The organism is Mucilaginibacter boryungensis (genome assembly GCF_015221995.1).
Lineage (GTDB): Bacteria > Bacteroidota > Bacteroidia > Sphingobacteriales > Sphingobacteriaceae > Mucilaginibacter > Mucilaginibacter boryungensis.
Window position 1 is genome coordinate 308337 of the sequence record NZ_JADFFM010000002.1, and the last position, 20678, is coordinate 329014.

The following is a 20678-nucleotide window of genomic DNA, read 5'->3' on the forward strand; positions in this document are numbered from 1 at the left end:
TTTAGACAGGGTTTCTTAATTTCGCAATCCAATAGTTATTTATGGAAGAATTTGAAGAAAGCGATTCAGCTAAAAAAACCAAGACCATCTACATATCAACTGTGTTTGGTATCGCTATGGTTTTACTAATGGTAGGCTTGTTAGGGTTAATACTGGTGCACGCCAATAACCTGTCTAAATACGTTAAAGAAAATATCGTGGTCAATATTTTTGTTGACGAAAGCGCACGCGAAGCCGATGTACAACAGTTACAACATCAGCTGGAAGGTAACCCAATGGTAAAGCAGGCCTTGTATGTTAGTAAAGAACTGGCCGCACGCAACCTCCAAAAAGATCTGGGTACCGACTTTGTGCAGTTTTTAGGCTATAACCCCCTATCGCAATCGGTAGATGTTTATCTGAAAGCGGAGTATGCTAACAACAAAGACATTACCCACTTTAAAAATGAATTGCTGAAAAATCCATTAGTTAAAGAAGTAAAATACCAACAGTCGCTGGTTGATAAAATGAACGAGAACCTGGCTTCAATTACCCTGGTTATACTTGTTTTTGCCGGTATATTTGTAGTAGTATCAGTTGGGTTGATTAACAATACCATCAGACTGGCTATTTATTCGCAAAGGTTCCTTATCAAATCAATGCAATTAGTGGGAGCTACACGGTCGTTCATCCGCAAACCCTTCTTATTATATGGTATATGGCATGGCCTGCTGGGCGCGCTTATAGCCATTATTATTTTAATGGGGACTTTATACTTAGCCAACAAAACCCTGCCCGAACTTGTAGTACTACAAAACTATGCAGAGTTTGGCCTTGTATTTTTAGTGGTGATAGGCCTGGGCATTTTTATATCCGGTTTAAGCACTTACCTGGCGGTTAGCAAATTCTTACGATCAAAAACAATGAGTTTATACAGATAAATTATGGCACAAAAATATACCAGGCCTGCAACGGCTGCAAAAACCACTACCGATAACGAACATGTAAACTTCCTGTACGATAAAAGCAACTATACTATTTTAGGCATCAGTGTACTAATAGTAGCCATCGGTTTTGTGATCATGACGGGTACTACCGATATTTATAGTACCGCTAAAATTGTAATTGCACCAATAGTTGTATTAGCAGGCTTCGGTCTTGGCTTTTACGCGCTGTTAAAAAAACCCTCAACCAAAGCCGAAGATAAAGCATGAGTATGTTTCATGTCATTATCCTCGCTATTATTGAGGGGTTGACCGAGTTTTTGCCGGTATCATCAACCGGGCACATGGTTTTAGCCAGCGCCATAATGGGCATTGGTAAAGACGAATTTGTAAAGCTATTCGAGGTGGTGATACAACTAGGCGCTATCCTGTCCGTAGTGGTACTTTACTTCAAACGCTTCTTCCGTTCTATCGATTTTTACTTCAAGTTAGTGGTAGGCGTGCTGCCCGCAGTTGTAGTAGGCGTGCTTTTTAAAAAGAAGATAGATATTTTACTGGAAAGCCCGCTTGTAGTAGCTTTCTCGTTATTAATAGGTGGTATCATTTTACTTTTTGTTGATAGGTGGTTTAATAAACCTGTAGTTAAAGAGGAAAAAAACATCACCTATTTAACAGCTTTAAAAATTGGTTTCTTTCAGTGTTTAGCTGTGGTGCCGGGTGTATCCCGTTCGGCAGCTACTATTGTTGGTGGTATGAGCCAAAAATTAACCCGCACCGCTGCCGCCGAATTCTCATTCTTTTTAGCGGTACCGACTATGTTTGGTGCGACTGTAAAAGAGCTTTATGATTTTCACAAAAACCACGAACACATGTTCACCGGCGACCAGGTAAAATTCCTGGTAGTAGGCAACGTGGTGGCATTTATAGTGGCCATGCTGGCTATCCGTACATTTATTACCTTTCTTGAGAAGAAAGGTTTCAGGTTATTCGGCTTTTACCGCATTATTGTAGGTATAGCCATTATAGCCATGTATTATACCGGGCATTTAGTTGCATAGTTCAACATACATATTTACAATAAAGGCTTTCAAATGAAAGCCTTTATTGTTTAGTCACTCTGCTCATGGATGCCCCAAATAAATTCGGCATGACATTGGTAAGTATAGATCAGGCTATAGCTTTTAACTCCGCCTTTGCCTTAGCGCACCAGGCACGAGCGCTTTTGCGCTCCATTGAACTTAAATGAGGTTCTTCTTCTAACATGGTAGCAAAAACCTTCCCGGCGTCTTCGTCGCGGTTATTTCGTAAAAGAAACATACCGTATTGGTAGCGCTGCTCGTAGTATGAATAGCGCCCCTGCATAGCTTTAAATTCAGCCTCGGCTTTGTCCTGTTCGCCCACGCTTTCTAACGACATGGCATAAAATAAATGTGCTTGTGAGCGTAAAAACTGAGGGTTGTGGTATATTTTGCCAGCCATCTTTATTGCATCAGCATAACGTTCCTGTTTGTAATATGCAATAATCAGTTGCGTCAGCACGTGCTCATTTTCAGAAAACGCCCCGGTTAGGCTGTTTTCATACAACTCAATAGCCTTATCGGTTTGGCCGGTTTCAAGATAGGCATCTGCCAATATTATGCGGTTGTTAAAAGTGTCGGTAAATCGCAGGTTTTCTTCCAGTTTTTTTATTTTCCCGCCCGGGTTAATTATTGCACCTACATCAACCCTTGGCGCCCTTACCCGGCTTGATGGGATTATCTCCATAATAAGATATACCACGCATCCCACCAGTGGTAAAAATATAATTAGCCATATCCAGTTCTGCTTTCCCCGCCTTAAACAATGTATTACACAAAGCACCTGCAAGGCAACAGTAAAGTAATAGGGGAAATTACCATGGAAAAACATAATTGCGAGGGTTTTGAACTGTTGATATTTCAATCAAAAATAAAAATATTCTGCATTTTATCAATAGGCTGTTGGTGGTTGTCTGCATTTAAAAACACTTCATCCCCTCTTCATAAAAAAACCTATTTTTGTTTACCATTTATATGATGACGGACATTAACCATTTACACCAGCAAGCCATTGGGCTATTACAACAACTGATTCACCTGCCTTCGTTTAGTAGAGAAGAGGATAAAACGGCCGATGTGATAGAAAAATTTTTACAGCAGCAGGGGGTTAAAACGCATCGTAAGCTTAATAATATCTGGGCATGGAATAAACATTTCGACCCAACTAAACCAACAATACTGCTTAACTCGCATCACGATACGGTGAAACCTAATTCTGGTTATACCCGCGATCCGTATGATGCGGCGATTGAAAATGGTAAACTATTTGGCCTGGGTAGCAATGATGCCGGTGGCTGTTTGGTATCACTAATATCAACTTTTCTATATTTTTATGATCAGGATGAGCTGCAATACAATTTGTGCCTAACCGCCACTGCCGAGGAAGAAATTTCAGGCGTAAACGGACTTGAACTGATCATCCCAGAGCTTGGCACCCTGGATTTTGGTATAGTTGGCGAACCCACCCAAATGCAATTAGCCATTGCCGAACGCGGTTTAATGGTGCTGGATTGCACCGCACACGGCAAAGCCGGCCATGCCGCCCGCGAGGAAGGCGAAAATGCGATTTATAAGGCCATGTCCGATATTGAATGGTTCCGTACCTTTAAATTCCCCCGTGAGTCTGAAGTGTTTGGGCCCATAAAAATGTCGGTCACTATTATCAATGCCGGTTCGCAGCATAATGTAGTGCCGGCCAGTTGCGTGTTTACGGTTGATGTAAGAGTAACAGATGCTTATCGTAACGAGGAAGTGTTGGAAATTATCCATCAGCATGTTAACTGTGATGTTAAGCCCAGATCTGTTCGTTTGAAGCCATCAAGCATTGATAAAAACCACCCTATTGTTCAGGCAGGCATTAAACTGGGGCGAACCACATACGGCTCTCCAACTACCTCCGACCAATCATTATTGGATATCCCATCATTGAAAGTAGGCCCCGGCGATTCGGCACGCTCGCACATGGCCGATGAATTTGTATATATAGATGAAATTAAAGAAGGGATTGAGTTGTACGTGAAGATGATTGGAGAATTAGTCTTAAGTTCGAAGTCTTAAGCCTGAAGTTTTAAATCAAGCGCCAACTATATAAGTTTTGACTTTAAACCTAAGACTTTTGACTTAAAAAAGCCTTTCATCAAAAGTAAAAGGCTCGCTTTTAACAACTTTCACTTTCGATATTCCTGGGTGTTGTGGATTGATTAGGTAATTGAACTCTTCTTTTACAATAGCCGATGGCACTTTCATTAATAATTGCTGGTTTTGCTTAAGGAAAAAATCACCGGTACGTTTTAGTATTTCTGGTTCGGGGTAAGCATTCCAATTTGGTGGAAACAAGCGGGTATCGGCTACAAAAATACTTTCAGGTGCATCAATAGTTACAAGGCAAAAATCATCAGGGATTATAGCAGTGGGCAAATGTACTAATGCCTCTAATATGGCTAATGATTGGGATGATGCCGTATAAACCATAGCCTTGCCTATATTATTCCAACGGCCGCCATATAGGCGCGCTCCGGTGCCAGACAGATCGTTAGCATAGATACAGCGGGTAATACGGTAAAGTAACATGCTTAGGCAAAAATACCATGCTCGATACGGCCCAATTCGCGAAGCACCATATCAAAACCGACAGAAGTGTCCAGTAGGGAAATGGGAGTTTCGCCACGGAAAACATGCCCCGGGGTTTTCATCCAGCGTTTAAATTTATCCATAGAACCAAAAACATCCTGGCCACGGGCATATAAACGGGCAAGTTCAATAGCCTTTTCGGCATATTCGGTTTTAACCACGGCATTATCATCGTAACGCTGCAGGGTACGTTCGGAAATATGCATAATGTCGGATAGCTCCTGAAGGGTTAGGGATATCTTTTTAGCCAGCGAGGTTAATACCTTTTTAGGTAACCCCTCGCGGGTAAGTTTTAGAAGGTCAAAATCGGTACTGAAACGAGTTGGTTTAACCCCGCTTAGTAAACTATAAAATGAGTTATCCATGCCTGCGGCCATATATGCTACCATAGGTTCATTAACTACATTTTCATCGATATGTTTTCTTTTTTCAGACATTAATCCAAAAGTAATACACTTTTGTCGGTTTTACAAATTTATTTTAATCTAAGCTTAAAGCCAAGGGCAGACCAAAAAGCCCCTAATTAAAGGGGCCATAATATTTAATGCTTTCAGCTTAGTCTTTTTGCTTTAAACCTACTCAGCTATAATCAAAAAGTAATTCTTTTTGCCTTTTTGCGCCACAAGGTATTTACCATTGATCAGGTGCGATGCGTTAAACACATCATCAACCCCGCCAAGTTTAGCCTTATTAATGGCAACGCCACCGCCCGCTATCATTTTTTTAGCCTCTCCTTTTGACGGGAATACCGCCGTTTTTTCGGCCAGCAGATCTATTACATTTATGCCTTCTGCTATTTCATTTGCGTTGATAGTAAAGTTTGGCACGCCATCAAACAACCCCAGTACTTCAGCCTCGTTCAATTCATTTAAAAATTGAATATCCGTGTTGCCGAATAAAAACTCAGATGCCTTTATCGCTTTCTCATATTCCTGCTCGCTATGCACACGTACAGTAATATCTTTTGCCAATGCTTTTTGCAATATCCGTAAATGAGGTGCAACAGCATGCTCGGCTTCTAAAGCCTCAATCGTTTCTTTATCAAACAAGGTGAATATGCGAATATAAGTTTTGGCATCATCATCGCTGGTATTCAACCAAAACTGATAAAATTTGTACGGTGATGTTTTAGCCGGGTCGAGCCAGATATTGCCGCCCTCGCTTTTACCAAATTTACTTCCGTCAGATTTTTTGATCAACTGGGTAGTTAATGCAAAAGCTTCCCCCTGGCCCTCTCCTTTCCTGCGGATAAGTTCGGTACCGGTAACTATATTGCCCCATTGGTCGCTACCGCCCATTTGCAGGGCACAGTTATGGTTTTTCCACAGGTAATAAAAATCATACCCCTGTACCAACTGGTAACTAAACTCGGTGAACGACATTCCCGTATCGCCGCTGATGCGATTCTTTACTGAATCCTTAGCCATCATATAGTTAACAGTGATGTGTTTGCCTACGTCACGGATAAAATCAAGGAAATTAAAGTTTTTGAACCAATCGTAGTTATTTACCATTTGGGCGCTGTTGGCACCACAGTCAAAATCAAGAAACTGTTCTAATTGACTTTTAATACCATCAAGGTTTTTTTGCAAAACATCTTCTGAAAGTAAATTGCGTTCGGCCGATTTACCTGATGGATCGCCCACCATACCGGTGGCGCCGCCAACCAGGGCAAAAGGCTTATGGCCAGCACGTTGAAAATGGATCAGCGTCATAATTTGCGCCAGGCTTCCCACATGCAGCGAATCAGCCGTAGGGTCGAACCCGATATAGCCCGATACCATACCTTTATTCAGCAATTCTTCAGTTCCCGGCATAATATCGTGCAGCATGCCGCGCCAGCGTAATTCTTCAACAAAGTTCATTTATATAATATGCAAATGTGCGAATGTGCAAATATGCAAATTATAACAAACGTGGCAACCCTTAATTTAACATCTGCATATCTGCACATTTGCACATTCACGCATTTACCTCTATCTTGCAATTAAGGCTATTTATGAATTTTTTATCGCATTATTACTTCGACAGGCATTCCGTTAACTGTTACCATATCCTGGGAACGGTACTACCCGACCTATTAAAAAATGCCGATAAAACTATTATCCTGCACCCCGAAAAGCTGCACCATCATAAAGATACCGTAAATGCATTAATTGCCGGCTGGCAAAAACATCTGGATGTAGACAGGCACTTTCACTCGTCCGGGTTTTTCCTGACCCATAGCCGTAAACTAAAAGAAGTATTACGCCCGGTAATAGAGGGTTCACCCGTTAAGCCATTCTTTTTAGGCCATATTGCTATTGAATTGATACTGGACAACTTATTGGTAACTACCAATAAAATAACTGTCGATGATTTTTACAAACATCTGGGCAGTTGCGACGAAGAAGTGATTAACGAGTTCCTGACTTTCAGCGGGTTGCAAAATACTGATGTATTCCTTACCTTCTTTGAAGCTTTTAAAAAACACAGGTACCTGGAAACTTATGTTGATGCATCGCAAGTGGCTTACGCGCTTAAGCGGATATGTATGCGGGTTTGGCACCATCCTTTTACACCGGAACAGGAAGCGCGCCTAACCGGAGTAATAATGACCTATCGGCTACAGATACATGATACCTTTATGGAAATTTTTGATGAGATAGATTCCAAGCTGAAAAAGCAAGCATAGGCCTCTATATGCTATATAGGGTATTGAAACCAAGTGCAGGCCTAAGAATATTCATATCTAAACACCAATTAATCTGCATTAATTAATATTTTACCCAAGTAAAATTATATTTTTGACCTCGATACAAATTAAGACCGCGCACTATCTACTGTTATGGCAACTTCTGTAAGTGATAAATATGAACTGGTTGTTGGATTGGAAGTTCACGCGCAATTATCCACACAAAGCAAAATTTTCTCATCGGATAGCGCCGCGTTTGGGGCCGAACCTAACAGGCATATCAGCATGGTATCGCTGGGGCACCCGGGCACATTGCCATTTTTAAATAAAAAAGCGGTGGCCTATGCCATTAAAATGGGGCTGGCCTGCCATTGTACCATTAACCAGGAAAACCATTTTGCCCGTAAAAATTATTTTTATGCCGACTTGCCGAAAGGCTACCAGATAAGCCAGGATCTGGCCCCTATTTGTTTGGGTGGCCACATTACTGTGAAGCTAAGCGATGGCAGCAAAAAAGATATTGCCATACATCATATCCATCTGGAGGAAGACGCGGGCAAAAGCATGCATGACCAGCATGGCACCGACTCGTTGATTGATTTAAACCGTGCAGGTGTCCCGCTGATAGAGATCGTATCTGAACCCGACCTGCGCAGCGCAGAGGAAGCCGGGCAATACCTGACAGAGATACGCAAACTGGTACGTTATCTTGATATTTGCGATGGAAATATGGAAGAAGGCAGCTTGCGTTGCGATGCCAATATCTCTGTACGATTAAAAGGCGCGTCTCAGTATGGCAACCGTTGCGAAGTAAAAAATTTAAACTCTATCCGCAATGTACAGCGCGCTATCGACCATGAATTTCAACGACAGATAGATGTAATTGAAAATGGGGGCCATATTGACCAAAATACACTAAACTTTGATGCAGATACCGGCGAAACCTCGGTATTGCGCAGTAAGGAAATGGCTAATGATTACCGTTATTTCCCCGAGCCTGACCTGCCGCCCTTAGTACTTACCAAAGCTGATATTGAACAAATACGTGCCGAAATGCCCGCCTTACCCGGCGAGCTATACCAAAAATATACCACCCAATTCGGTTTATCAGATTATGATGCCGGGGTGATCACATCAGATTATCATCTGGCCCAATATTTTGAAACCATCATAAAATATACCACCAATTACAAGGCCGCAACTAACTGGCTGATGGGCCCGCTAAAAGCAGTTTTGGATGATAGCCACACCACACCACCCAACCCCGAACATTTAGCAGGAATGATAAAGCTGGTAGACGATGGCAAGATCAACCATACCATTGCGGCTCATAAATTATTACCCGAACTACTAAAAAACACCGGCAAATCTGCTGAACAACTGGCTACCGAGCTTAACTTGTTTATTAGCGATAGCAGCGATGAATTAAATGAATTTATTTTGAAAGCTTTGTCTAAATTCCCCGACAAAGTAACTGAGTATCGAAAAGGCAAAAAGGGGGTTTTAGGATTATTCATGGGCGAGATCATGAAACAATCGAAAGGGAAAATAGATCCGCAAAAAACTAACCAATTGCTTATTAAGGCATTAGAAACAAAGTAAATGAAAAATCGTATTTATAGCAGTTTGGCGTTGCTTGCCCTTATCATAGCATCCTGTGCTGATAAAAATGCATTCCATATTAATGGCACATTGGAACACCCTGGGGCCATTAAAAAAGTATATCTGCTGGAAGCCGACAGCGCGCAGGTAAACGTTGTAGATTCGGTAAATTTAAGTGAGGATGGTAAATTCCAATTTAAGCATCCCTCGGTATATGCCAACTTATATAAACTGCGTATTGGGGCAAACGTGTTTGATCTGATAGCCCAAAACGGCGATGATATTACCTTTAAAACCGATGAGGCCGATAGCACCCATGCTTACTCGATCAGCGGCTCGCAGGAATCGGAGAAAATACAGGAGTTTAACAAGATCACTAATGAGTATGGCGCTAAAACTGAAAAGATCGTTACGGAATACCAGGCTAAACTCGCAAAAATAGGGCACCAATCAGATTCATTACTGGCCGTATACAGGCCGCAGTTCCTGAAATCGCAAGACGAGATGAACAAGGCTGTTTATAAATTTGTAACCGAAAACCAAAAATCGCTGGCGGCCTTTTACGCAGCTACATCGCTGGATACTTATAAATATGAGCAGCAACTGGTAGCTTATGCTGATGCGATAAAAGATACTTTTAAAGGCAATGCCGCAGTGCAGCAGTTTGTAAAACAAATGATGCTGGTAAAACCTATCTCGGTTGGCCATAAAGCGCCCGATTTTACCACCATGATGATGGATGGCAAAACGGTAAAACTATCTGACTATAAAGGCAAATACGTGATGCTTGACTTTTGGGCATCATGGTGTGGGCCATGCCGGGCAGAAATGCCCAATGTAGTAAAACAATACGCCACTTATAAAAGTAAAGGTTTAAATATTTTAGGCATATCGCTGGATGATGATAAACAAGCCTGGCAAAAAGGTATTGCCGAACTGAGCATGACCTGGGAACAAGCATCTGATCTGAAAAAGTTTGACGGCCCTACAGAAAAGCTTTATCATATTGAAGCCATCCCCGCAAATTTTATAATTGATCCCCAGGGTATTATCGTAGCTAAAAATTTATCAGGGGCCGATCTTGAAGATTTTTTAAACAAAACATTCAATAAAGGTCAATAACATGTTACCCAAAAGTAACGTTTAACAATTTGTTAATATTCACTTAACCGTTTAGTGCAATAAAGCAGGTACTTTTATATTAAAATTCAACCGCTACATAAATGAGCACAATATCAAGGCAGAAAATATTAATTGTTGACGACGAACCCGATATACTGGAACTGATTGAATATAACCTGAAAAAAGAAGGTTACCAGGTTTATACTGCCAAAAACGGACAGGAAGCTGTAGCCGAAGCTAAAAAAGTACAACCCGACCTAATTGTGCTGGATATTATGATGCCCAAAATGGACGGCATTGAAGCCTGCCGTATTATGCGCACCATGCCCGAGTTTAAAACCACCTTTATGGTTTTCCTGACGGCCCGCAGCGAGGAATATTCAGAAATTGCGGGTTTTAATGTAGGTGCTGATGATTATATAGCCAAACCTATTAAACCACGTGCCTTAGTTAGCCGCATTAATGCCATCCTACGCCGCAATTCGGCCCCCGAAGAGGTAATCGATAACAAATTGGAAATTGGCGATCTGGTGATCGACCGCGAAGCATATCTTGTTTTCCAGGGTGGCAATAAAGTTGTTTTGGCCAAAAAAGAGTTTGAATTACTGTACCTGCTGGCATCAAAACCAGGCAAGGTGTACACGCGCGAAGTGATCCTGAAAAATATCTGGGAGGATTCGGTTGTAGTAACCAACCGTACTATTGATGTGCATATCCGTAAGATCAGGGAAAAGCTGGGCGAGAATTATGTATCAACTGTTAAAGGTGTTGGTTACAAGTTTGAGTTAAGTTGAGTTTGGAGATAAGTGATTAGTTAAGAAAAGGATGTTCGCATCTCCTTTTTCCTTTAACCACCACGCTTTGCAATGACGCTGGAATGAAATAGAAAAGGACACTGAAATCGGTGTCCTTTTCTATTGAGTGTATCGACTATATTATGCTGCTGATTTCTTAGCAGTTGAAGTTTTCTTTTTAGCCGTTGTCGATGCTTTATCCGTTTTAGCCGCTGCTGTTTTTTTAGCGCCGCTATTAGCCGAACTTACTTTGGCAGATGATTTGGTGCCTGTAGTTTTAGCTTTGTCGCCTGCCTTCGACGCTGTAGTTTTGGCCTTGTCAGTAGCTTTGGCGGCTTCTGTTTTAGCCTTTGCTACATTTTTATGGGCGTTCGTTTTTCCATCAGCTATATTTGCTTTTCCACTACTTTTGGCTTCAGTAACTTTAGTTTTTGCGCTGGTGGCAGCTTTGTTAGCTTTAGCCGGTGTTTTTGCAACCGGGCTTTTCTTGGTCGTGCTTCTTGTTTTAGTATTTTTTCCTTTTAGCTCATCAATTTTTTCTCCGGCTGCATCTTTTAAATCTTCGGCTTTCTCTGTCGTATCTTCCCATAAACCTGCTATGGTGTCTTTAACCTTTTCAAAAAATCCCTTTTCTTCAGGTTGTGTGTTATTGGTGTTCATATGCTTTTAAATAGGTAGTTGAATATATCTAACCTGAATAATAACCATGCCAATCTCAAATTCAGCCCTATTTGAAGCGGTGCCGCTATATATTTGGTTTATTAACCGTATTTTTGCAGGCTGTAAAACAACGTATCTGTTTGTGTTTGACTCAAAAAATGAACAATACGCCAACACATTATAATGAAGATTCCAAAATTTACCGAGCTGATCCTTTTTGAAAATGATGACCTGATTGTGGTGAATAAACCCGCCTTTATCAGCACGCTTGATGAACGGGAAGGCGGCGAGATAAATATGCTGCGCCTGGCAAAACAGTATTCGGATGATGCGCAGATATGTCACCGCTTGGATAAAGAAACCAGCGGAGCACTTATTATCGCTAAAACACCCGAGGCTTATCGCTCGGTATCGATGCAGTTTGAGCACCGTCAGGTAAAAAAGGTTTATCACGCGGTGATTGAAGGCACCCACGTATTCGAGGACTTGTTTATTGATCTCCCAATCCTTAATACAGGTAAAGGTAACGTATCAATTAATCGCCAGGAAGGTAAACGTGCTGAAACATGGTTTAAATCCATTAAATTTTATAAGCATTATACTTTGGTTGAATGTAAACCTGTAACCGGCCGCATGCACCAAATCCGTATACACCTGGCTACCCAACAGGCCGCCATTGCAGGCGATGAAATGTATCGCGGCAAGCCGGTATTTCTATCAGCCCTGAAACGCAAGTACCATTTAGGTAAAGATCAGGAAGAGATGCCTATTATGAAACGTTTTGCCTTGCACGCTTACGAAGTAACCTTTAAGTTATTAGATGGGAAGGATGTTATCATTCATGCCCCTTATCCTAAGGACTTTGAGACGTTACTGAAATTGCTGGATAAGTTTGATAGTTAAACACACAAGCCCTCCCGATTCACATCGGGAGGGCTTGTGTTAAATGGTTGTTTTTATTGATTATAAACCAAAGCCATAAGCTATACGTAAACCAACTAAGCCATAGTTATTACCCTGACCAGAGAAGTTTTCATAACGTACGCCTACATCTAATGATTTACCGGCATACCCTAACCCTGGAGCTAATATTAGCTTAGTATCCTTAGCGCCTTTGGTTTCAAAACCAGCACCTGCTTCAGCGCCGAAGTAAATGTTATCAGCAAAGAAAGCTTTAATACCAGCTTTTACAGGTACAATACCTATTGATGGGCTTTTTACAGTTGTGTTACCCACGGTTATCTCTTTACCAAAGGCATTGTAATAGCCAGAGGTTAAAGTCCAGGCTAAGCCTTTGTCAGCACCATATTGCAGGCGGGCAGTACCGCCTAATTCAAAGTTTGATACATCGTGTAAGTTACCTGTTGGTGCACCAGCTTCCAGGCCAATGCCTAAGCGCCATGGATTTGCTTCCTTAGTTTGCGCGTTAGCTTTTTGTGTTCCGAAGAAAATACCTACTGCTGCAACAGCGGTAGCTATTAATTTAGTTGAGTGTTTCATTTTTGTTTTCATTTGTAAGTGAACAATTTTTAGATTGCTTATTCCCCATTTACAAATACTTTGCCAAAACAAATACAAAAAGGTCAATTTTATGCCAATTTAACATTTCAACTGGTTATAGGCTATAACTAAAACTATACACTTAAACGCTGTAAATCAGTAATCAAACAGTTGAAAAACTGTAGCTCATTTTGCTATTCTCATTTAAAAGTCAGGTTTTTGAGAGCCAATTATGGCATGCTTTTATGTCATTTAAGTGTTCAGTATCTATGGCAAAAAATGTACTGTATAACGGAAGTTTAATGGCTTTTCAATAAAAAAAGGTCACCATTTCGCGGTGACCTTTAATATTAAACTTAAAAATGATGAATATTAATGCAACTTCTCTGGGTCTGGTTTAAAGTTTTTATGTAGTTCAGCCAGCTTTTCTTTACCATAAGCCACCTTAGTGATCAGGTAAAATAGCACTGGCACAATAAATATGGCCAGAGATGTTGCACCAAGCATTCCACCAAACACTGTCCAGCCAATGGTTTTTCGAGCCTCGGCGCCTGCGCCCGAAGCAAATAATAATGGTGCCACGCCTAAAATAAACGCCATTGATGTCATAATGATTGGTCGCAGACGAAGCTTTACCGCTTCCAGCGTTGCTTCTTCCAGGTCCATGCCATTATCTACACGCTCTTTTGCAAACTCAACAATAAGGATGGCGTTTTTTGCGGCCAAACCTATCAGGGTAATCAAACCTATCTGCGCGTAAATATTATCAACCAGCGATTTATTTAACGTGAGGAACAAAATAGCGCCGAAAGCGCCCAGTGGTACCGCTAACAATACCGAGAACGGTACCGACCAACTCTCGTACAAGGCAGCAAGAAACAGGAACACAAAACCGATAGACAGCATAAATATATATATCGTTTTCGATCCGGATAGTTTTTCCTCCCGGCTTAAACCGGAAAATTCGTATCCATAACCTTGGGGCAGGGTTTGCGCGGCAACTTCCTCTAAAGCTTTCAATGCATCACCGCTACTATAGCCTTCTTTGGGGTTCCCGTCAATCTCGGCGGAGCGGAACAGGTTAAAGTGCGATATCAGTGGTGCATTTTCTATCATTTTATAAGTCGTCAGCGTACTTAAAGGCACCATCGTCCCTTGCTGGTTACGCACAAAGTATTGCCCCAGGTTATCCATATTGGTACGGTAATTTGTATCGGCCTGCGCCAGTACGCGGAAGTTGCGCCCATAAATAGTAAAGTCGTTAATATAAGCGCTGCCCATATAGGTTTGCAGGGCATTGTTGATGTCAGATATCTGCACACCCAGGCGTTTAGCCTTTTCACGGTCTATAGTTAACTGATAGGCTGGCGTGCGTGCGGTAAAGAAGGAGAATGCTTTACCAATTTCGGGGCGCTTCGCCACTTCACCAATAAAGGTTTTCAGCACTTTTTCAAAATTTTTTATATCTCCCCCTGCTTGCCTTTCTTCTAAAATGAAAGAAAAACCCGCGGTGGTGCCAAGTCCAGGAATAGCCGGCGGCGGAATAACCACAACACTGGCTTCTTTGAAAAATGCCAACTTTTTCTGCAATATAGGCACCAGTTGTAACGATGTTTTTTTACGCTGGTCCCACGGTTTCAATTGCACAAATATGGTTGCGCTGTTAGATTTTGTGGCAAAGCTCACCACATTTAATCCCCCCAATGCCGCATAATGATATATTTCGGGTACTTTTTTTAGCGTATCCATCATTTGGTTCAGTATGGCTACTGTGCGCTCGGTTGATGAAGCTTCGGGCAAATCGTAAGTGATGTAAATACGACCTTCATCTTCCGTTGGGATAAAGCCTGTAGGCTTACCTTTAAATAGCATGATGGTCCCTACTATAATGCAAACCAGTATAATGATCACAAATTTGGAATTCCTGATACCTTTATCAACCCCGTTACGGTATTTCCCCGTAAGCCTTTCAAACCAGGCATTAAACCTAAAAAAGAATCTATCCAGTCCTTTTGATTGTTTATCCAGTTTATGGGGCTTTAACAATAGCGTACATAAAGCCGGTGTTAATGATAATGCCACAAATGCCGATATTAATACCGAAATGGCAATGGTAATAGCAAACTGCTGATACAAACGCCCTACTATACCCGGTATAAAACCTACCGGCACAAACACTGCGGCCAATATTAAAGCGATAGCAATAACCGGCGCCGAAATATCGCGCATAGCGTGCAGGGTAGCATCCTTTGGCGACATATTTTTCTCGTCCATGTAATGCTGCACCGCTTCTACCACCACAATGGCATCATCCACCACAATACCAATAGCCAGCACAAAGCCAAACAGGGTAAGCGTGTTAATGGTAAAATGCAGCGGGATAAAGAAAATGAATGTACCGATAATGGAAACCGGGATGGCCAATACAGGGATAAGCGTTGTACGCCAGCTTTGCAGGAATAAAAACACCACAATAATAACCAAGAACAAAGCAATAATCAGGGTTTCCACAACCTCGTGTACAGAAACTTTTACTACCGTAATAGCCTCAAATGGAACTACATAGTCAACATCAGCCGGGAAAGATTTTTTAAGCTCTTTCATGGTTGCATAAACCGCGTCTGCTGTTTCAATAGCGTTACTGCCCGGTGCCTGGTAAACCAATAGATACGATGACCTTTTGCCATCAACATAACTGTTGCCGGCATAGTTAAATTTACCCAATTCAATACGAGCCACATCTTTTAAATGCACCACCGCACCATTATTAGGCTGTGTGCGGACAATTACATTACCAAATTCCTCAGGTTTGGCTAAGCGCCCTTTTACCAGTACCGAATATTCAAAAGTTTGGCCATGTTCCTGTGGCGTAGCACCTATCGTACCCGCGGCTACCTGTGCGTTTTGTTCGTTAAGCGCGGCGGTCACATCAGCCGGGGTCATGCCAAGGGCAGCCAGTTTATCAGGCTTCAACCAAATGCGCATGCTAAAATCGTCAGCCCGCGATATCACATCACCCACACCCTTCGCGCGCAGCAAGGCATCTTTAATAAAAACGTTGGCATAGTTATCTAAAAAAGTAACATTGTGGCTTCCGTTTGGCGAATATAAAGCCACCAGCAATAATATGCTTGGGTTCTTTTTACGTACGGTAAGGCCCAGGCGTTGTACTTCTTGGGGCAGGGTTGGTGTAGCAATACCAACACGGTTCTGCACATCAAGCGCGGCAATGTTAATATCGGTACCTACTTCAAAGTTGGCCGTCATACTTAGCGCACCATTGTTAGTACTATTACTTTGCAGATAGGTCATCCCAGGTGTACCGTTTACCTGGCTCTCAATTGGTGTGGCTACGGTTTGCTCTACCGTAAGCGCGTCGGCACCTGTGTAGTTACCGGTTATAGTTACCGTTGGGGGGGTTATTTCGGGGTATTGCCCAACGGGCAAACTACTTATAGCTAAAATACCTACCACTACAATCACTATGGAAATAACAATCGCGGTAACGGGTCTTTTTATAAAGGTTTCTGCTATCATTCTAATTTATATTTAAACGGACGCCGCTATTTATTTGCCTGGTTGTGCCGGCTTTTACCCGCTGCTGCAGGTGGCGGGCCTAATGTTATCTTACCGCTATCGCGCAAACGCTGGAAGCCATCGGTAATTACTTTATCACCGGCTTTTATGCCGTCCATTATCACCACGTTATCATTTAAGCGCGGGCCTAATTTTACTTTCTTTTGCAGGGCAATGGTATCCTGGGTAACAAAAACAAAAAATTCGCCCATTTGCTCGGTAACGGCTTTATAAGGGATAATTACACGCTGACCAGAATTATTGTTCAATACTTTTAGTTGGGCGCTCATACCATCCTTTAACATACCGTCAGTATTATCAAATTGCACACGTACCTTAACCGTACCTGTTTGATTGTTAACCCCACGGTCGATGGCCAATATCCTTCCAGGCCTGTTATAAAGGGAATCATTGGATAATTTTAACCTGAAGGTACTATCGGTATTATGTTTTTGGAGATCGTAAAAACGATTGATATCCTGCTCGTTAATTACCACATCCACTGCCATTGGATTATCTGCTGATATAGTATTTAACAGCGTAGTGCCCGGAGTGATCTGCGTACCCAGTTTTACCTGCGATATACCTATACGACCGCTAAATGGCGCCTTAATAACAGCATAAGACAAATCGGTAGCGGCCGATTCCCTTGCTGCTTTTGCTGCTGCTACCTGGCTTTTCGCGGTTTCAAACGCAGCCGCAGCATTATCAACCGTTTGGCGGGCAACAGCATCGGCCTTTAGCAGCATATTGTATCTATCTATATCTTTCTGGGCCTTCACCAGGTTTGCCTGCGCGCTATTTACATTAGCCACAGCCTGAGCGTAAGCAGCCTGATATTTACGGCGGTCAATTTCATATAGCGGCTGCCCTTTGCTTACTAAAGCGCCGTCTTTAACAAATATGGCTGTAATAAAACCTGCCACCTGGCTGCGCAGTTCCACACTATTTACTGCTACAACAGTGCCCTGGTACTGGTCGTAATACACTGCGTTGCCTTGTGTGGCCTCAGTGACGTCTACTGCAGTGGGCGGCGGCGGGGCTTGTTTTTCCTGTTTGTTGCCGCATGATGCGATAGCGATTGACGCCACCGCTGCAATTAAATATATATAGGAGTTTTTCATATAATAGAGGTATCTTCTGTTATTACTGTTTATTAAATGTACCAATTGTCCCCATAGCCCTTTGCAGATCTATTTTACTGCTAAGCACCTGGAACAGCGCGTTAAAGTAATTCAGTTCGGCCGTGCGCAGGTCTGATTGTGAAACAATGACATCAAGATAAGTTTTTATTCCTTCGCGGTATTGTAAGCTAACTACTTTATATACATCGTTTGCCAAATCCACATTTTGTTTTAGCAACTGCCAATTGGTGTAGTTGCTTTTATAATTAGCCAGGGCCTGTGTGTATTGGGTATTAATGGTGTTTTTGGTTTGGATAAGATCCAGATCGGCACGGTCTACCTGTAAATGGGCCTTGGCCAGGTTTTGTAAACGTTTGCCCCCGGTAAAAATAGGGATAGATAAAGTTAAACCCGCATACAGGCTTGGAAACGAATTGCCGTACAGATCGCCCAGTTTATTACTGAAATAGCCCAGGTTGTAGGCGCCATTTGCCGATAAGGACGGTAAAAACCCATAGCGGTAATAATTTACGTTAAGCCCTGTCAGGTTGCGTTGTGCTTCTAATTGGCGGTATTCTATGCGGTTGGTATAATCTAAAACCTGGTTAGTATCAATAAAAGCTTCGCGTTCATAACGGGTCGAATCGTACGATAAACTTAAGGGCCGTTCGGCCGGCATGCCCATTTGCTGTCTTAAAAAAGCCGATTTGCTTTTAATCGCTTCCTCGGTTTGCTTACGGCTGGCAATAGCATTATTAAGGGCTATGGTTGCCTGCTTATAATCAGTTTTATCAACCACACCGGCCTGATAACGCGCGGTAGCATCCTTTAAACTGCGTTGCAGGCGCACAATATCCTCCTTTATAATATCCAGTTGCCGTTGTGATAACAGGACATCGTAAAAAGCCTTACTTACATCGGCTACTACAGCTATCTGGCTGTTGTAGGCATTGTCCTTATAGTACTCGCGCGAATATTTTGAAGCCTTTGATGCCAGCAGCACATCGTTATTATATATTACCTGTGTGGCCTGTATACCTAAAACAGATACATTATGAATATCACTACTGGTACCAACACCAGTGCCGCCATTTGCGCCCCCGCCTGTAGCAGGGCTGCCTTTAAAATAATGCGTAGCGCTGTTATTCGAGTTTACCTGCGGCAACCATGCCGATAATGCAATGCCGATATTTTTTTCGTTTATCGCCTCATCAATGCTGGCTTGCCTAACCGCGGGTTGATTTTGTAAAGCATATTTTATACATTGGTCTAAACTTAACACGGCAGGCAATGAATCCTGCTTTGTTTGGGCCAATAAAGTAACCGGAAGAATTAAAAAAGAAAATATTGTGAAGTGAAAACTGTTTTTCATCGTGGTAATTAAGTGCGAAAACTAACAATAGCTATAGGCAAAAGTTTACCAATCAGGGGAGATTGGTGCGAATATTGCATTAATAAATTTAGGTTTTAATATTTAATAAATCTGTTACATTTATTTGACATTATAACTACCAGATATGGCCCGTGGAAAAAAAATTGAAAGAAAATACAAACTGATGGCTGTACTTTAACAAAAAAATTAATTAATTTGCATATTGGGAAATAGTAGTGCCCGCATAAAGGCATTGTTAAAAAATTTCTCAACGTGATAGAAGATATTAGCTTTTTCATGGTATTTTTACAAAAAATTTAAGCAGAGTTAATACATGGGTAAAAAACTACATGATAAGATTGCTCAGTTCAAAGACGCGGCAGCAATAAGAGAAATGGGATTATATCCTTATTTCAGGCCTATTGAGTCTGGGCAGGATACCGAGGTGATGATTGATGGCAAACGTGTGCTGATGTTCGGTTCTAACTCTTATTTAGGATTAACAAACCATCCTAAAATTAAAGAGGCATCTAAAAAAGCAATTGATAAGTATGGTACGGGATGTGCAGGTTCAAGGTTTTTAAACGGCACGCTGGACATTCATATTGAACTGGAACAACGCCTGGCTAATTACGTAGGTAAAGAGGCCGCGGTATTATTCAGTACCGGTTTTCAGGTTAATTTAGGTGTACTTTCGTGCATTACCGGCCGTAACGATTATTTAATTTTAGACGAATACGACCACGCTTCCTTAATTGACGGCAGCCGTCTTTCCTTCTCGAGGGTAATAAAATACGCCCATAACGATATGGCCGACCTTCAGCGCAAGCTGAGCATTTTGCCGGAAGATTCGGTTAAAGTAATTGCGGTTGACGGTATATTCAGTATGGAAGGTGATATTGTGAAGCTACCTGAGATTGTTCAGTTAGCCGACCAATACGGTGCTAATATTATGGTTGACGATGCGCACAGTTTAGGCGTAATTGGCCATAAAGGCGCAGGTACTTCATCGCACTTTGGATTGACCGATGAGGTTGACCTGATCATGGGTACCTTCAGTAAATCATTAGCATCATTGGGTGGTTTTATTGCTGCCGACGCTATTACTATTGATTATTTGAAACACCGTGCACGCGCGTTAATGTTCAGCGCCAGCATGCCGCCGGCATCGGTTGCCAGCGTTATTGCCGCACTGGATATTATAGAATCGGAACCGGAACGTATTGATAAACTTTGGGCAAATACCAACTACGCTATGCGTTTATTGCTTGAAGAAGGCTTCGATTTAGGCCCTACTGAAAGCCCTATCCTGCCTATCTACGTTCGTGATAACGAAAAAACTTTCCTGGTTACCAAACACCTGCAGGATTCCGGCATTTTTGTTAACCCGGTAGTATCGCCTGCAGTTCCTTCTGATTCATCGCTGCTACGTTTCTCATTAATGGCTACACACACCTTCGAACAAATTGAAGAGGCTGTTGAAAAAATTACCAAGGCATTTAAAGATGTTGGTGTAACCGCCATCAAAGAAAAAATATAAATAACCATAACGCGCAAGGACAGTCTTTTTAAAATAAAGGACTACCTTGCGCGTAATTGTTTATATACATTTGTACCAAGCATA

At 41.9% G+C, this 20678-nt stretch carries 19 protein-coding genes; 10 read left to right on the forward strand and 9 right to left on the reverse strand.

Features of this window, described 5'->3' with window-relative positions:
- Positions 1-41 precede the first annotated feature (41 nt).
- Genes IRJ18_RS14220 through IRJ18_RS14230 form a run of 3 tightly spaced genes read left to right on the forward strand, consistent with a single transcriptional unit; the run spans position 42 to position 1981 of the window.
- On the forward strand, positions 42-920 hold the full coding sequence (locus IRJ18_RS14220; protein ID WP_194106985.1) for a cell division protein FtsX: 879 nt from the start codon (positions 42-44) through the stop codon (positions 918-920).
- Between the two features lie 3 nt (positions 921-923).
- On the forward strand, positions 924-1193 hold the full coding sequence (locus IRJ18_RS14225; RefSeq protein WP_194106986.1) for a DUF3098 domain-containing protein: 270 nt from the start codon (positions 924-926) through the stop codon (positions 1191-1193).
- Positions 1190-1981, forward strand: a complete 792-nt coding sequence (locus IRJ18_RS14230) for an undecaprenyl-diphosphate phosphatase (protein WP_194106987.1) — start codon at positions 1190-1192, stop codon at positions 1979-1981. The genes IRJ18_RS14225 and IRJ18_RS14230 overlap by 4 nt, the downstream gene beginning before the upstream one ends.
- A gap of 109 nt (positions 1982-2090) precedes the next feature.
- Here IRJ18_RS14230 and IRJ18_RS14235 read toward each other — a convergent pair whose 3' ends face one another.
- Positions 2091-2831, reverse strand: coding sequence for a tetratricopeptide repeat protein (locus IRJ18_RS14235; protein WP_194106988.1), 741 nt, complete (start codon positions 2829-2831; stop codon positions 2091-2093).
- A 146-nt stretch (positions 2832-2977) separates the two neighbouring features.
- On the opposite strand from IRJ18_RS14235, the gene IRJ18_RS14240 reads away from it, so the two are divergent.
- Entirely contained in the window at positions 2978-4057 is a 1080-nt protein-coding gene (locus IRJ18_RS14240) for a M20 family metallo-hydrolase (RefSeq protein ID WP_194108243.1), read from the forward strand.
- 63 nt (positions 4058-4120) lie between these two features.
- Here the strand turns inward: IRJ18_RS14240 and IRJ18_RS14245 are convergent, their stop codons facing one another.
- The 3 genes from IRJ18_RS14245 to tyrS form a co-directional block, all read right to left on the reverse strand.
- Entirely contained in the window at positions 4121-4570 is a 450-nt protein-coding gene (locus tag IRJ18_RS14245; RefSeq protein WP_194106989.1) for an RES family NAD+ phosphorylase, read from the reverse strand.
- Positions 4571-4572: 2 nt separating this feature from the next.
- Positions 4573-5067 (reverse strand): type II RES/Xre toxin-antitoxin system antitoxin, encoded by a 495-nt coding sequence (gene parS, locus IRJ18_RS14250; protein ID WP_194106990.1) that lies wholly within the window; start codon positions 5065-5067, stop codon positions 4573-4575.
- A gap of 138 nt (positions 5068-5205) precedes the next feature.
- Positions 5206-6495, reverse strand: a complete 1290-nt coding sequence (gene tyrS / locus IRJ18_RS14255) for a tyrosine--tRNA ligase (protein WP_194106991.1) — start codon at positions 6493-6495, stop codon at positions 5206-5208.
- Between the two features lie 134 nt (positions 6496-6629).
- On the opposite strand from tyrS, the gene IRJ18_RS14260 reads away from it, so the two are divergent.
- The 4 genes from IRJ18_RS14260 (at position 6630) to IRJ18_RS14275 (ending at position 10822) form a co-directional block, all read left to right on the forward strand.
- Positions 6630-7304 carry a hypothetical protein gene (locus tag IRJ18_RS14260; protein WP_194106992.1) on the forward strand — a complete coding sequence of 225 codons (675 nt, stop codon included), beginning with the start codon at positions 6630-6632 and terminating at the stop codon, positions 7302-7304.
- A gap of 153 nt (positions 7305-7457) precedes the next feature.
- Entirely contained in the window at positions 7458-8906 is a 1449-nt protein-coding gene (gene gatB / locus IRJ18_RS14265) for an Asp-tRNA(Asn)/Glu-tRNA(Gln) amidotransferase subunit GatB (RefSeq protein ID WP_194106993.1), read from the forward strand.
- Entirely contained in the window at positions 8907-10028 is a 1122-nt protein-coding gene (locus tag IRJ18_RS14270) for a redoxin domain-containing protein (protein WP_194106994.1), read from the forward strand.
- A gap of 101 nt (positions 10029-10129) precedes the next feature.
- Positions 10130-10822, forward strand: coding sequence for a response regulator transcription factor (locus IRJ18_RS14275; RefSeq protein WP_194106995.1), 693 nt, complete (start codon positions 10130-10132; stop codon positions 10820-10822).
- 141 nt (positions 10823-10963) lie between these two features.
- On the opposite strand, the gene IRJ18_RS14280 is transcribed toward IRJ18_RS14275, so the two are convergent.
- Complete coding sequence (locus IRJ18_RS14280; protein ID WP_194106996.1) at positions 10964-11482, reverse strand: hypothetical protein; 519 nt, start codon at positions 11480-11482, stop codon at positions 10964-10966.
- 183 nt (positions 11483-11665) lie between these two features.
- Between IRJ18_RS14280 and IRJ18_RS14285 the strand changes: the two genes are divergently transcribed.
- Complete coding sequence (locus IRJ18_RS14285) at positions 11666-12385, forward strand: RluA family pseudouridine synthase (RefSeq protein ID WP_194106997.1); 720 nt, start codon at positions 11666-11668, stop codon at positions 12383-12385.
- 60 nt (positions 12386-12445) lie between these two features.
- Here the strand turns inward: IRJ18_RS14285 and IRJ18_RS14290 are convergent, their stop codons facing one another.
- The 4 genes from IRJ18_RS14290 to IRJ18_RS14305 all read right to left on the reverse strand — a co-directional run bounded on the left by IRJ18_RS14290 (position 12446) and on the right by IRJ18_RS14305 (position 19054).
- Positions 12446-12982, reverse strand: a complete 537-nt coding sequence (locus IRJ18_RS14290; RefSeq protein ID WP_194106998.1) for a hypothetical protein — start codon at positions 12980-12982, stop codon at positions 12446-12448.
- Between the two features lie 372 nt (positions 12983-13354).
- Positions 13355-16519 (reverse strand): efflux RND transporter permease subunit, encoded by a 3165-nt coding sequence (locus tag IRJ18_RS14295; protein ID WP_194106999.1) that lies wholly within the window; start codon positions 16517-16519, stop codon positions 13355-13357.
- A gap of 26 nt (positions 16520-16545) precedes the next feature.
- Complete coding sequence (locus tag IRJ18_RS14300) at positions 16546-17682, reverse strand: efflux RND transporter periplasmic adaptor subunit (protein ID WP_194107000.1); 1137 nt, start codon at positions 17680-17682, stop codon at positions 16546-16548.
- A gap of 22 nt (positions 17683-17704) precedes the next feature.
- Entirely contained in the window at positions 17705-19054 is a 1350-nt protein-coding gene (locus IRJ18_RS14305; RefSeq protein ID WP_194107001.1) for a TolC family protein, read from the reverse strand.
- Positions 19055-19388: 334 nt separating this feature from the next.
- On the opposite strand from IRJ18_RS14305, the gene spt reads away from it, so the two are divergent.
- Positions 19389-20594 (forward strand): serine palmitoyltransferase, encoded by a 1206-nt coding sequence (spt, locus tag IRJ18_RS14310; protein WP_194107002.1) that lies wholly within the window; start codon positions 19389-19391, stop codon positions 20592-20594.
- The last annotated feature ends 84 nt before the right edge of the window (positions 20595-20678 follow it).